The organism is Poseidonocella sp. HB161398 (assembly GCF_005870025.1).
GTDB lineage: Bacteria > Pseudomonadota > Alphaproteobacteria > Rhodobacterales > Rhodobacteraceae > Mangrovicoccus.
The window spans coordinates 1-12,073 of the sequence record NZ_VATA01000110.1; the positions used below are offsets into that span (position 1 = coordinate 1).

Annotated in this window: 11 protein-coding genes; 3 read left to right on the forward strand and 8 right to left on the reverse strand. The window is 67.5% G+C overall.

The window, feature by feature from the left end:
* Positions 1–103 precede the first annotated feature (103 nt).
* The 6 genes from minC to FGX59_RS34445 all read right to left on the reverse strand — a co-directional run bounded on the left by minC (position 104) and on the right by FGX59_RS34445 (position 7,149).
* A complete protein-coding gene (gene minC / locus FGX59_RS34420; RefSeq protein ID WP_138472947.1) occupies positions 104–919 on the reverse strand; it encodes a septum site-determining protein MinC in 816 nt (271 codons plus the stop codon).
* A gap of 300 nt (positions 920–1,219) precedes the next feature.
* Positions 1,220–2,026, reverse strand: coding sequence for a 5-deoxy-glucuronate isomerase (gene iolB, locus FGX59_RS34425; RefSeq protein WP_138472949.1), 807 nt, complete (start codon positions 2,024–2,026; stop codon positions 1,220–1,222).
* On the reverse strand, positions 2,023–2,211 hold the full coding sequence (locus tag FGX59_RS34430; protein WP_138472951.1) for a hypothetical protein: 189 nt from the start codon (positions 2,209–2,211) through the stop codon (positions 2,023–2,025). The genes iolB and FGX59_RS34430 overlap by 4 nt, the downstream gene beginning before the upstream one ends.
* Positions 2,212–2,344: 133 nt before the next feature.
* Positions 2,345–4,183, reverse strand: a complete 1,839-nt coding sequence (iolD, locus tag FGX59_RS34435; protein ID WP_138472967.1) for a 3D-(3,5/4)-trihydroxycyclohexane-1,2-dione acylhydrolase (decyclizing) — start codon at positions 4,181–4,183, stop codon at positions 2,345–2,347.
* Between the two features lie 74 nt (positions 4,184–4,257).
* Complete coding sequence (iolC, locus tag FGX59_RS34440) at positions 4,258–6,171, reverse strand: 5-dehydro-2-deoxygluconokinase (protein ID WP_138472953.1); 1,914 nt, start codon at positions 6,169–6,171, stop codon at positions 4,258–4,260.
* Between the two features lie 147 nt (positions 6,172–6,318).
* Positions 6,319–7,149 carry a MurR/RpiR family transcriptional regulator gene (locus FGX59_RS34445; RefSeq protein WP_138472955.1) on the reverse strand — a complete coding sequence of 277 codons (831 nt, stop codon included), beginning with the start codon at positions 7,147–7,149 and terminating at the stop codon, positions 6,319–6,321.
* Positions 7,150–7,285: 136 nt separating this feature from the next.
* Between FGX59_RS34445 and FGX59_RS34450 the strand changes: the two genes are divergently transcribed.
* Entirely contained in the window at positions 7,286–7,516 is a 231-nt protein-coding gene (locus FGX59_RS34450; protein ID WP_138472957.1) for a type II toxin-antitoxin system CcdA family antitoxin, read from the forward strand.
* A gap of 1 nt (position 7,517) precedes the next feature.
* On the forward strand, positions 7,518–7,817 hold the full coding sequence (locus tag FGX59_RS34455; RefSeq protein WP_138472959.1) for a CcdB family protein: 300 nt from the start codon (positions 7,518–7,520) through the stop codon (positions 7,815–7,817).
* A 40-nt stretch (positions 7,818–7,857) separates the two neighbouring features.
* Here the strand turns inward: FGX59_RS34455 and rhaI are convergent, their stop codons facing one another.
* Together rhaI and FGX59_RS34465 are read right to left on the reverse strand one after the other, a co-directional pair.
* Positions 7,858–9,132 carry an L-rhamnose catabolism isomerase gene (rhaI, locus tag FGX59_RS34460; protein ID WP_138472961.1) on the reverse strand — a complete coding sequence of 425 codons (1,275 nt, stop codon included), beginning with the start codon at positions 9,130–9,132 and terminating at the stop codon, positions 7,858–7,860.
* Between the two features lie 4 nt (positions 9,133–9,136).
* Positions 9,137–11,233 (reverse strand): bifunctional rhamnulose-1-phosphate aldolase/short-chain dehydrogenase, encoded by a 2,097-nt coding sequence (locus FGX59_RS34465; protein ID WP_138472963.1) that lies wholly within the window; start codon positions 11,231–11,233, stop codon positions 9,137–9,139.
* A gap of 190 nt (positions 11,234–11,423) precedes the next feature.
* Between FGX59_RS34465 and FGX59_RS34470 the strand changes: the two genes are divergently transcribed.
* Positions 11,424–12,073, forward strand: a 650-nt coding sequence (locus tag FGX59_RS34470) for a DeoR/GlpR family DNA-binding transcription regulator (protein ID WP_138472965.1), incomplete at its 3' end; no start/stop codon positions are given.

Genomic DNA, 12,073 nt, shown 5'->3' on the forward strand with positions numbered 1-12,073 from the left:
AGCCCCGCGCCGATGGCGGCCGAGGAGGTGGTCTTGCCCACACCGCCCTTGCCGGAGGTGACAACGATGATCTTGGCCACGGATGATCCCTTTTCGCTCATGCTTATCTCAACGCGTCCACGCGCAGCTTGTCGTCTTCGAGAAAGACCTGCACGGGCTTCTTCAGATGCTCCCGCGCATAGTCGTCATAGGTCAGGTAGAGCCCGGCAACGGCGACCAGGTCGGCATCGAGGCTCTGGCAGAAGATCCGCGCCGAGGTGTCGCCATTGACCCCCGCCAGCGCCCGGCCGCGCAGCGTGCCGTAGACATGGATATTGCCCGCGGCCACCAGCTCGGCGCCGTTGGAGACCGAGGAGACGACCACCAGGTCGCCGCGGTCGGCATAGATCTTCTGGCCCGAGCGCACCGGCTCGGTGACGATGACGCTGGCCGATTTCGCCGCCGGCGCCGCGGCCGGCTCGGCGGCGGGCTCTGCCGCGGCGGCCGCGGACTTGCCCTTGCGCTCGGCGACCATGCGCTGCGCTTCGCGGCGCTGCGTCTCGACCCGGTCGAGCGGCGCGTCGCGCCCGCCCGGCAGGGACAGGAGCCCGGCCCGCTTGGCCGTCTCGGTCTGCGCCGCATTGCCGTTCTGCACGCCGAAGACCGACAGCTTGCGCCGCTTCAGCCCCTCGATCAGGGCGTTCAGGGAGTCATCGGTGATGCTCTGATGGACCTGCTCGAGGTCGATGACGAAAGGCGCATGGTCGAAGAAATGCGGCATGCGCATCAGTTCGGCGTCCAGCGCCTTGTAGAAATCCTGGTCCGCGTCTCCGGCGAGGCGCAGGGCCACCGCCGTGAAGAACCGGCCCCTGATCTGGAATGGCTTGACCGTCGCGACTGGGTCGGCGGCGGTTGTGTCCGATGTGACTGCTGAGTTCACGCCCGATCCAATGCCTGTGCTTGTGCTGCCTGATGCGCCGGTCTTGTGCGGCGCTTTCCGGAGACGCTAGCGCATTTGGCCGGCACGGTCCATCGGGAATGCCGCAAAATAGGCATGTCGGGCGGCTCTTCGCCACGAGATCATGTGTGCCGTCCGGGATATGGTGGGGGAACCCGCTGTTTCTGAACAAAAAGGCGCGGACAACCGCTGATAGGCGGGTCCGCGCCGGTCTGCAAGTCCTTTGGGCATCGCGCGGAGGTGATTTGCCCCGCATGCGGTTTCAGCCCTCCGGAAGGCGACTCAGGCGTCGCGCTCCATGATCGGAACGACGGCCGGATGGGCGACGAAGCGCCATTTGCGCAGCGGGCCCGCCATGACGTTCAGGTAGTACATCTCGAAGCCGTAGGGCGCGCCGCAGGGATGGTGGCCGCGCGGCACCAGCACCACGTCGCCATCCGCGACCGCCATGGTCTCGTCCAGCGTGCCGTCCTCGGTATAGACCCGCTGGATGCCGAAGCCCTCGGCCGGATTGATCCGGTGGTAGTAGGTCTCTTCGAGATAGGTGATCCGCGGGAAGTCGTCCTCGTCATGGCGGTGGCTGGGATAGCTCGACCAGTGGCCCGCCGGGGTGAAGACCTCGGTCACGAGGAGGCTGTCGCAGTAATCCTCGTTCTCCATGGCGATATTGTTGATGTGGCGGGTGTTGGTGCCCTTGCCGCGGGTGGTCAGGCTGATGCCGTCCGGACCGATCCGGCGCGCCTCGTGGCCCGATTGTCCGGGCGCCGAGCAGACCGCGATGGTGCAGTCGGTCTCGGCCACGGCCTCCCAGTCCTGGCCGTTGGGCACGTAGAGGCAGTGCGGCGGCGTCTTCTCGAAGACGTTCATCCGCTCGCCCAGCACGCCCCAGTCCTGGCCCGCGGCGGTGACGGCGGCCTTGCCCTCGACCATGACCAGGATCACCTCGCGGTCGCCGGTGGCCTCGGCGGCCCTGTCGCCCGCGCGCAGCTTGTAGAGCGAGAAGCCGACATAGCGCCAGCGCGCGCTTTCGGGGGTGATCTGGTGCACCTTGCCGCGGGTGCCGAAGGGCTTGCAGAGAAGTTCGCTCATGGGTCGTCTCTCGGATCGAAGGTCACGAAGAACCCGTAGCCGCAATAGAGCCCCAGGGCGCCTGTCAGCAGCGCCCAGAGCGGATTGCCCATTGCCAGCTCGAACACCGCCCAGCCGAGGCAGAAGGCGGTGACGAGCACGCGCCGCCACAACGGACGGAAGAAGGGATGGTTCAGGTCGAACATGGGATCTGTCTAGCGGGTCGCGCGACCGGTTGGAAGAAAAGAGGCGGCGCCAGTAAGGGAGGAGTAGGAGAGAGCGGCGCCGCCCTGAAGTAGCTCGGAGGCGGGACCGGCGGCAGGGCCGGTCCCGGCCGGATCAGTCGAAGACGCGCTGGCGCGCGGCGTTCTCGGTGTACTTGCCGCGGGCCTTCTCCAGCCGCTCGGGGCCGCCGGCCTGCGGCACGGCCACGTCCCACCAGGCGCCGCCCGCCCCGGTGCCGGGCACGGCATCGGTGTCGATCAGGATCACGCTGGGAATGTCGCGGCCGCGCGCCTCGGCGATCTTCGCCTCCAGCTCGGCAATGGTCGCGGCCTTCTCGGCATGGGCGCCCATCGAGCGGGCATGCATCACGAAGTCGATCTCGGGCTGCGTCTCGACATTGCAGTCCTTGTACATGTTGTTGAACTCGGCCCCGCCGCATTCGATCTGCAGCCGGTTGATGCAGCCGTAGCCGCGGTTGTCGGTCAGCACGATGGTGAAGGGGATCTTGCGCATCACCGCGGTGGCCAGTTCCGAATTCGCCATCATGTAGGAGCCGTCGCCGACCATGCAGATGACCTCCTTGCCGGGCGCCGCCAGCGCGATGCCCATGGCGCCGGCCACTTCGTAGCCCATGCAGGAATAGCCGTATTCCATGTGGTAGCCGCCCTGGGCGGGCTGCCACAGCACCTGCAGCGCCCCGGGCATGGTCCCGGCCGCGCACATCACCACCGTATCCTCGGTGGAAACCCGCTGCACCGCGCCGATCACCTGGGCGTCGGTCGGCAGGTAGTCGGGCGTGTCGGCCTCGGGCGCGCCGGTGACGCGGGCCACCGCCGCCTGCCAGTCCAGGCGCGACTGCGCCGAGAAGGCGCCGAAGGTCTTGCCGCCCAGCCCCTCGGCCAGCGCGGCGAGCACCGTCCTGGCATCGCCCACGACCGGGATCGCGCCGTGCTTGGCGGCGTCATAGCCGTGGATGTTCACCGAGATCAGCTTGCGCGCCGGATTGTCGAAGGTCGTCCAGGAGCCGGTGGTGAAGTCCTGGAACCGCGTGCCGATGCCGATGATGAGGTCGGCCTTGGCGCAGAGCTCGTTGGCGCAGGCAGAGCCGGTGACGCCGGGCGAGCCGAAATTCATCGGATGCGACGCGGCATTGGCGCCCTTGCCGGCCTGGGTCTCGGCGAAGGGGATACCATGGGCCTGGGCGAAGGCGGCAAGCTCGGCCTCGGCCCGGGAATAGATCACCCCGCCGCCCGAGATGATGACCGGGCATTCCGCGGCCTTGATCGCGGCGACGGCGGCCTCGACCTCGACCGGATCGGGCGAAAGCCGGCGCGTGCGCCAGACCTTGGGCTCGAAGAAGGAGACCGGATAGTCGAAGGCCTCGGCCTGGACGTCCTGGCAGAAGGCCAGCGTCACCGGACCGCAATCGACCGGGTCGGTCATCGTGCGCATGGCGCGCGGCAGCGCGGTCATGATGTGCTCGGGGCGGGAGATGCGGTCGAAATAGCGGCTGACCGGCTTGAAGCAGTCATTCGCCGAGACCGTGCCGTCGTCGAAATCCTCGATCTGCTGCAGCACCGGGTCGGGCCGGCGGTTGGCGAAGACATCGCCGCAGAGGAAGAGCACGGGCAGCCGGTTGACATGCGCCAGCGCGGCGGCGGTCACCATGTTGGTCGAGCCCGGCCCGATCGAGGAGGTGACGGCCATCGCCTTCTGGCGCTTCAGCGTCTTGGCATAGGCGATGGCGGCATGCGCCATCGTCTGCTCGTTCTGGCCGCGCCAGGTCGGCAGCGCGTCGCCGATCCCGTGCAGCGCCTCGCCGAGGCCGGCCACGTTGCCATGGCCGAAGATGGCCCAGACGCCCTCGATGAAGCGCTCGCCCTCTTCGGTCTGCTGCACCGACAGCCAGCGCACCAGTGCCTGGGCTGCCGTCAGGCGGATCGTGTTCCCCATTCCGTTTCCTCCCTCGCCCGTTCCCGGGGCGGTCTTGCTGTCGCGCGTCACGGGCGCGGTCACGTCCTTCGGGCTCATTCCGCGGCCTCGCAGGCAGCGCTTGCGCGGGCCCCGTCCCAGATGCCGCAGAGCCTCTCGTAGCGGGCGGCCATCATCTCGATGGCGGCCGTGTCGTCCATCTCGCCCTTCAGCCAGGCGCGGGCCGCGTCGCCGAAGATCGTCCGGCCGACGGCAAACCCCTTGACCAGATCGAACCCGGCCGCAACCTCGAAGCTCGCGGCCAGCTCGGCCTCGGGCGCGTCGAGCCCCAGCACGACGATGCCGCGGGTGTTCGGATCGTTCTCCTCGATGGCCTCGACGGCATTGGACCAGGCCTGCGCGGTCTTCAGCGGCTCGAGCTTCCACCAGTCGGGATAGACCCCGGCCGCGTAGAACTGCCGGATCAGCGTCGCCGTGGTGGTGTCATCGGTCGGCGCCACCTTGGAGGGGATGACTTCCAGCAGGAATTCCAGGTTGTTGCGGCGCGCGGCGGTGAAGATCCGCTTGACCCGCTCCTCCTGCAGCGCGCGGGTCTCGGCGCTGTCCGACGGATGGCAGAAGACCAGCAGCTTCACCACGTTCTCCCGCGCCCATTCCCGGAACTGGCCGAAATCGACGCCAAGCTCGGGCTCGAACTCGATCGGGCGCGAGCCCGGCAGCTCGGTCGGACGGCCGATCCACAGCCCGGTGCCGGATGCGGCGTGCAGCGCCTTGCGGCCGATGCGGTTGTCACAGAGGATGCCGTAGCCCCGCGCCCCGCCCTGCACCTTCAGCGCCGCTTTCAGGCAGAGCTCCTTGAAGGCGCCGCCCTTCTCCGGCGTGTAGCCCTCCATCTCCTCGAGCTGCATGCGGTGGTCGAAGGCGAAGGTGCGGACATTGGACCAGTCGCCCTTGCGGTTGGTCGCCCAGTGCACCTGCTCCAGCTCCGCGTCATTGCGCAGATCCGGGCGGATCACGCCGCGGGCGAGGAAGAAGTCCAGTTCCTTCTCCGACGGATAGGCCGGGGTGCAGCCATGGCGGCTGACCGCGAAGGCGCCGCAGGCATTGGCGTATTTCAGCGTGGTCGGCCAGTCCTCGTCGGCCATCCAGCCCTTGAGCAGCCCCGAGAAGAAGCCGTCGCCGGCGCCCAGCACGTTGAAGACCTCGATCGGGAAGCCGGGCCCGGCCTCGCCGTCGTCAAGGCTCGCCGGGATCGCGCCGGTGATCGCCACGGCGCCCTGCGCGCCGCGCTTGCAGACCAGCGTCGCGCCCGAGACCTCGCGCACGGCCCGCAGCGCCTCGAGCGTGTCGGTCGAGCCGCCGGCGATGTGGAATTCCTCTTCCGTGCCGACGATCAGGTCGAAGAGATGCAGCGTCGACAGGAGCTTGGCGGTGACCGCAGCGCTTTCGACGAAGCGGCTCTCGCCGTCGCCATGGCCAGCGACCCCCCAGAGATTGGGCCGGTAGTCGATGTCGAGCGCTGTGCGCAACCCGTGCGCCTTCGCCAGCTCCAGCGCCTTCAGCGTCGCCGCCTCGACCTTCGGGTGGCTCAGATGGGTGCCGGTGGCGACGACGGCGCGGGCCGAGGCGATGAACTCCTCGTCGATATCCTCGGGCGCCAGCCCCATGTCGGCGCAGTTCTCGCGGTAGAAGATCAGCGGGAACTGGTCCTCGTCGCGGATGCCCAGCAGGACCAGCGCGGTCAGGCGCTCCGGATCGGTGATGACGCCGGTGGTGTCGACCCCTTCGCGGGCCAGCTGCTCGCGGATGAAGCGGCCCATGTGCTCGTCGCCGACCTTGGTGATGACGGCGGTCTTCAGCCCCAGCCGCGAGGCGCCGCAGGCGATATTGGTGGGCGAGCCGCCGATGTACTTGTCGAAGGACCCCATGTCTTCCAGGCGGCCGCCAATCTGGGTTCCGTAAAGATCGACCGAGCTGCGGCCGATGGTGATGACATCCAGCGTCTTCATGTCATGCCTCTTCCATGGGGGAGTGCATGGCCGGAGACGCCTCCCGCGCCGTCCTGCCGACTATCCTCCCCAGGCCGCGGCATGCGGCCTCTCCTCGAAATGGAATAAACATTCCACGACGTCAGAAATCAACTCCAAAATTCCAAATCACGCAGAATTCCGCCGCGTGCCGATGGCGACGGCAAGGGCGATGGCCAGCGAAAGCGTGGCGGAAAGCGCCCGGAAGGCGCCGAAATCGGCTTCGGTGACGCAAAGCGGCAGGATCCCGGGCTTGGCGAGCGGCCCGCCCGCCGTGTCGGTGATCGCCACCACCGGCAGCCCCGCCGCGGCCGCCGATTCGGCCATGGCGACGGTTTCCGGCGTGTAGGGCGCGAAGGTGATGACCAAGAGCGCGTCGCCCGGGCGCATCGCGTGGCGATGGTCCAGCCGCCCGGTCTGGTCGTGCAGCATCGCCGGGATCTCCATCTTCTCGAAGGCATAGGCCAGGTAGGCCGCCACCGGAAAGGCGCGGCGCAGCCCCGCCAGATGGATCACCCCGGCGCCGGTCAGCACCCGCACTGCCGCCTCCAGCGCCGCGGGCTCGATGCTCCCGGCCAGGTTTTCAAGCGATGTCCGCCCCGATTCGATAAACTCCGCCAGCAGCGCCGAAGGGCTGTCCCGCCCCTCCTCGCGCAATAGGCCGAGCCGTGTCGAGTAGTCCGGCAGGCCGGGGCTGTAGGCCTCGCGGAACATCCGCTGCATCTCGGAGAAGCCCGAGAAACCCAGCACCTGGCAGAAGCGCATCATCGCCGAGGGCGCGACCCCCGCCCCTTCGGCCAGCTGCGCCACGGTGGAGACCGCCACCCGGTCGGCATTTCGCTCCAGATAGGCGGCGCAGTCGCGCATCCTGCGCGGCAGCCCCGGCCCGACCGCCTGCAGCCGTTCCCGGAATTCCTCGACGCTCTGCGGCGCCTCCGCCGTTCCGCTCTCGCTGGCCATGCCGTCTCCCTATTGCCCGCTCCGCCAGGGTGGAAATCTGGAACAAAAATTCCATAATTGCAACATGGCGCAGCGCCCGCTCGACAGACCGGCCCGCCTGCGGTATGTTTTACGGTATGTTTGCGGAGGGAGCGCGATGGGCCAGGTGCAGCGCAGATCGACCAGCATGACCCTCGACCGCGGCGTCCTCGACGAGGCGCGCGCGCTCGGGATCAATCTCTCGCAGGCCGCCGAGGCGGGGCTGCGCGACGCGATCCGCGCCGAGCGCGCGCGGCTGTGGAAGGCCGCGAATGCCGGGGCGGTCGCCGATTACAACGCCATGACCGAAGAGGACGGGCTGCCGCTCTCGGGCTACCGCAAGTTCTGAGATGGCGGCGCAGCACGACCTCTACCGCCTGCCCGGCGGCCAGCTCGTCGTCATCCTGCAGAGCGACCTGCTCGACGGGCTGCGCACCCGCGTGGTGGCCCCGCTGGTGCCGCGCGGCCGGGTGGAGCGGGTGCTGGCCGGGCTGAACCCGGTCGTCACCCTGCCCGAAGGGGCGTTCCTGCTGATGCCGCAGCTCGCCGCCACGCTGAGCCTGGCCGAGCTCGGCGAGCGGGCGGGCAGCCTCGCCGCGATGCGCGACGAGATCACCCGCGCGGTCGACGCGCTGCTTTCCGGCATCTGATCCCGCGGCGCCCCGGGCCTGACCCGGGGCCTCCCCGGCCTCAGACGATCCCGCCGCCCGTCACGGCGGATTTCGGCCGGGTTTCCGAGACCTTCGCGCGGTAGCCCGACTGCCGGAAGGTCGCCACCGGGTCGATCGCCCCGCCCGCCTCCAGCCGCGCCATCGCCAGGATCGGCTCGACATCGGTGCGGAACCCCGCCTTCAGCGCCGAGGTCGCCATCAGCGCGTCATTGGCCTCCTGGAACTCCTCCAGCGCCGCGCGGTCGACCAGAAGCGCCTGCGCATAGGCCCGCTGGATCTCCATCGCCGAGACCATCAGGCTCTCCACCGGATCGGTGACATTATGGCTCTGGTCGATCATGTGCTCGAGCATCAGCCCCGGCTTGTCCTCGGCATCGACCAGTTCGTTGAAGACCAGGAACAGCCGGTAGGGATCGACCGAGCCCGAATCCAGGTCGTCGTCGCCGTATTTCGAATCGTTGAAATGGAAGCCGCCGAGCTTGCCGAACTGGATCAGCCGGGCGACGATCATCTCGATATTCACGTTCGGCGCATGATGACCCAGATCGACCAGGCAATAGGCCCTCTCGCCCAGCTCCTGCGCGATCAGGTAGCTCGTGCCCCAGTCCTGCACGACGGTGGAATAGAAGGCCGGCTCGTAGATCTTGTGCTCGGAATAGATCCGCCAGTCGGCGGGCAGCTTGGCATAGACCTCTTTCATCGAGGCGAGATAGCGCTCGAACTGGCGGGTCATGTTCGACTGGCCGGGGAAGTTGGAGCCGTCGCCGATCCAGACGGTCAGGCTCTTTGCGCCGATCTCGCGGCCAATCTCGATCGTCTCGATGTTATGCGCCACCGCCTGCGCCCGGGTCGCCGCATCGGTATGGCTGAGCGAGCCGAACTTGTAGCTCAGCGCCTGCCCTTCCTGGTCCTGGAAGGTGTTCGAATTCATCGAGGCGAAGCCCAGCCCGTGCTCCTCGGCCTTGGCCTTCAGATCGGCCGCCGGGGCCTTGTCCCAGGGGATGTGCAGGCTGACCTGCGGCGTCGCCGCGGTCAGCTTGTGGATCACGCCGCAATCGTCGAGCTTGTCGAAGATGTGCCGCGGCTCGCCCGCGCCGGGGAAGCGGGCGAAGCGGGTGCCCCCCGTCCCCGTGCCCCAGGAGGGCACCGCGACGCCGAATGCCGCGACCTTGGCCTTCACCGCCTCGATATCGATGCCGCGGCGGTCCAGATGCGCGCCGAGCGCCTCGTAATCCGCGCGCAGCCCGTCTGCGGCCTTCTCGTTGGCCGCCTGGATGATGCTCTTGTCGATCATGGCCCTACCTCGGGAAGCTCTGCTGGTTGCCGGCATCCACGTTCAGGATGTTGCCGGTCGATTTTGCCGATTTCTCGGAAGCAAAGAAATAGGCCGCCTCGGCGATGTCCTCGGGCAGGACGTTGCGCTTGAGCATGGAGCGGTTGCGGTACATCTCCTCCAGCCCCTCCTTGTCGGTCTTGTAGGTCGAGGCGCGCTGTTCCAGCCACTCGCCCTCCCAGATCTTCGAGCCGCGCAGCACCGCGTCCGGATTGACGACGTTCACGCGGATCCCCGCCTCTGCGCCTTCCAGCGCCAGGCAGCGGGCCAGGTGGATTTCCGAGGCCTTCGCCGTGCAGTAGGCCGAGGCGTTCGGGCTGGCTGCAAGGCCGTTCTTCGACGCCACGAAGACGATGGAACCGCCCATCCCCTGGGCGCGCATCAGCTTGAACGCCGCGCGGGAGACCAGGAAATAGCCCGTCGACAGGATCGACATGTTCCTGTTCCACAGCTCCAGCGAGGTTTCCTCGACCGGTGCCGAAGACGCGATGCCGGCATTCGACACCAGAATGTCGATCCCGCCATATTCCACTGTCGCCTCGGCATAGGCCGCGTCCACGGCCGCCTCGTCGGTGACATTCATCGCCACGGTGCGGACCACGTCGCGGGAATACTTGCCCGCCAGCGCCTCCAGCGTGGTGTCGAGCGCGTCGGCATTGATATCCGCCAGCACCACGCAGGCACCCTCGGACAGGTAGCGCTCCGCCGTGGCCGCGCCGATGCCGCCTGCCCCGCCGGTGACAAGCGCCACCTTGCCGGCCAGCGATTTCGGCTTCGGCATGCGCTGCAGCTTGGCCTCTTCCAGAAGCCAGTACTCGATGTCGAAGGCCTCCTGCTCGGGCAGGCCGCAATATTCCGACACCGTCGAGGCGCCGCGCATCACGTTGATCGCGTTGACATAGAACTCGCCCGAGATCCGCGCGGTGGCCTTGTCCTTGGCGAAGGTGATCATGCCGACGCCGGGCACCAGGTAGACCACCGCATTCGGGTCGCGCAGCGCGGGGCTGTCGGCATGCTTGCAGCGGTCGTAATAGGCGGCGTAGCCCTCGCGATAGGCCTCGACCTGCGCGGGCAGACCGGCCAGCACCTCCTCGAGGTTGCCCTTCGCCGGGTCGAATTCGACGACCAGCGGGCAGATCTTGGTGCGCAGGAAATGGTCCGGGCAGGAGGTGCCCAGGCTGGCAAGCGGACGCAGCTCGGCCGAGTTGACGAAGTCGAGCACGGTCTCGCTGTCGTTGAAATGGCCGACCATCGGCTGCAGCCCCGAGACCATGCCGCGGATCGCGGGCATCAGCCGGGCGGCCACGTCGCGGCGCGCCGCGGGGGCGAGGCTCTCGCAGACCGGCCCGCCGAAGACCGCCTTGCCCGCCGTCTCTTCCTCGAAGAAGGCGATGGCCTTGTTGATGATCTCCAGCGTCAGCTCGTAGCACTCCTTGGCGTCATCCGCCCAGGTGAAGAGCCCGTGGGATTCCAGCACCACGCCCTTCGCATCGGGGTTCTCGAGGCAGAATTTCTCCAGCCACAGCCCCAGCTCGTAGCCGGGCTTCTTCCAGGGCAGCCAGCCGATCTCGTCGCCGAAGATGCGCGCCGTCAGCTCCTTCGAATTCTTCGCCGCGGCAATCGCGATGATCGCGTCGGGATGCATGTGGTCCACATGGCGTTTCGGGACATAGGCATGCAGCGGCGTGTCGATCGAGGCGGCGCGCGGGTTCAGGTTGAAGGTGCAGTGCGGCAGGTAGCCGACCATCTCGTCCTCGAACGCGACGCCGCGGTACTTGCCCTTCAGCGCGCGCAGCTTCTCCATGTAGAGCGTGGCGAAGCCGTCCATCTTGATCGAGCCGACATCGCCGCCCGATCCCTTGACCCACAGCACCTCGGCCGCGTCGCCGGTCAGCGGGTCGGGCTCCATCACCTTCGCCGAGGTGTTGCCGCCGCCGTAATTGGTGATCCGCTTGTCCGATCCCAGCAGATTCGAGCGGTAGAGCAGCTTTTCCGGCTCGGTCATGGCCGCAGCGCGGCCGTCATCCCAGAGCGACGCAAGCCGCGGATTCGCGATGAGCATTGGAGATCCTCCCTCTCCTCCGGTATCCCGGAACATGAACGTCTGCGCTAACGCTGCCGCATCGGGCACGGGCGTGTCAATCATTTTCGATCATGTTCAGTCATTATGCAGCTGCAGCATGATTGAAATGACAGTTTTTGATTGACAGTGATTGAGTCGCGGCGCAATCTCAGCCTCGAGGGAGGACGGAATGCACGAAAAGGAACGCCACAGGATCATTCTATCAGCGGTTCAGGACCGGCCCGTCGTCACGGTGTCCGAGCTCTGCGCACTGACAGGCGCCTCCGAGGCGACGATCCGGCGCGACATTGCGGCCCTCCACATGCAGAAAAAGCTGCGCCGGGTGCGCGGCGGGGCCGAGGCGCTGCATCCCAACCAGTTCCCCGGCCTGGCCGGCCGGCCCTTCTCCGTCAACGAAACGATCAGGATCGAGCAGAAGCGCGCAATTGCCCGCGCCGCGGTCGATCTCTGCGAGGACGGCGACCCGATCATCATCAATGGCGGCACCACCACCTTCCAGATGGTTCATCCGCTGGCCTCGCGGCGGCTGCAGATCTTCACCAACAGCTTCCCGATCGCCGAGCACCTGCTGAAGAACTCGAAGAACACGATCATGCTCTCGGGCGGCGCGATCTACCGCGAGCAGAACATCATCCTGTCGCCCTTCGAGAACGACGTGACCAAGAACTTCTACGCCCGCCGCATGTTCATGGGCGCGCAGGGCGTCGGGCCGCTGGGGCTGATGGAGGCCGATCCGCTGCTGATCCAGGCCGAGCAGAAGCTGATCGGACAGGCCGACGAGCTGGTCGTGCTGGTCGACAGCTCGAAATTCGACAACCG

Excerpts from the sequence above, each read along its gene's own strand:
- FGX59_RS34445 (WP_138472955.1), bottom strand. The coding sequence starts at position 7,149 with ATGGCCAGCGAGAGCGGAACGGCGGAGGCGCCGCAGAGCGTCGAGGAA.
- rhaI (WP_138472961.1), bottom strand. The coding sequence starts at position 9,132 with ATGATCGACAAGAGCATCATCCAGGCGGCCAACGAGAAGGCCGCAGAC.
- FGX59_RS34430 (WP_138472951.1), bottom strand. The coding sequence starts at position 2,211 with ATGTTCGACCTGAACCATCCCTTCTTCCGTCCGTTGTGGCGGCGCGTG.
- iolD (WP_138472967.1), bottom strand. The coding sequence starts at position 4,183 with ATGGGGAACACGATCCGCCTGACGGCAGCCCAGGCACTGGTGCGCTGG.
- FGX59_RS34455 (WP_138472959.1), top strand. The coding sequence starts at position 7,518 with ATGGCGGCGCAGCACGACCTCTACCGCCTGCCCGGCGGCCAGCTCGTC.
- iolB (WP_138472949.1), bottom strand. The coding sequence starts at position 2,026 with ATGAGCGAACTTCTCTGCAAGCCCTTCGGCACCCGCGGCAAGGTGCAC.
- FGX59_RS34450 (WP_138472957.1), top strand. The coding sequence starts at position 7,286 with ATGGGCCAGGTGCAGCGCAGATCGACCAGCATGACCCTCGACCGCGGC.
- FGX59_RS34465 (WP_138472963.1), bottom strand. The coding sequence starts at position 11,233 with ATGCTCATCGCGAATCCGCGGCTTGCGTCGCTCTGGGATGACGGCCGC.
- iolC (WP_138472953.1), bottom strand. The coding sequence starts at position 6,171 with ATGAAGACGCTGGATGTCATCACCATCGGCCGCAGCTCGGTCGATCTT.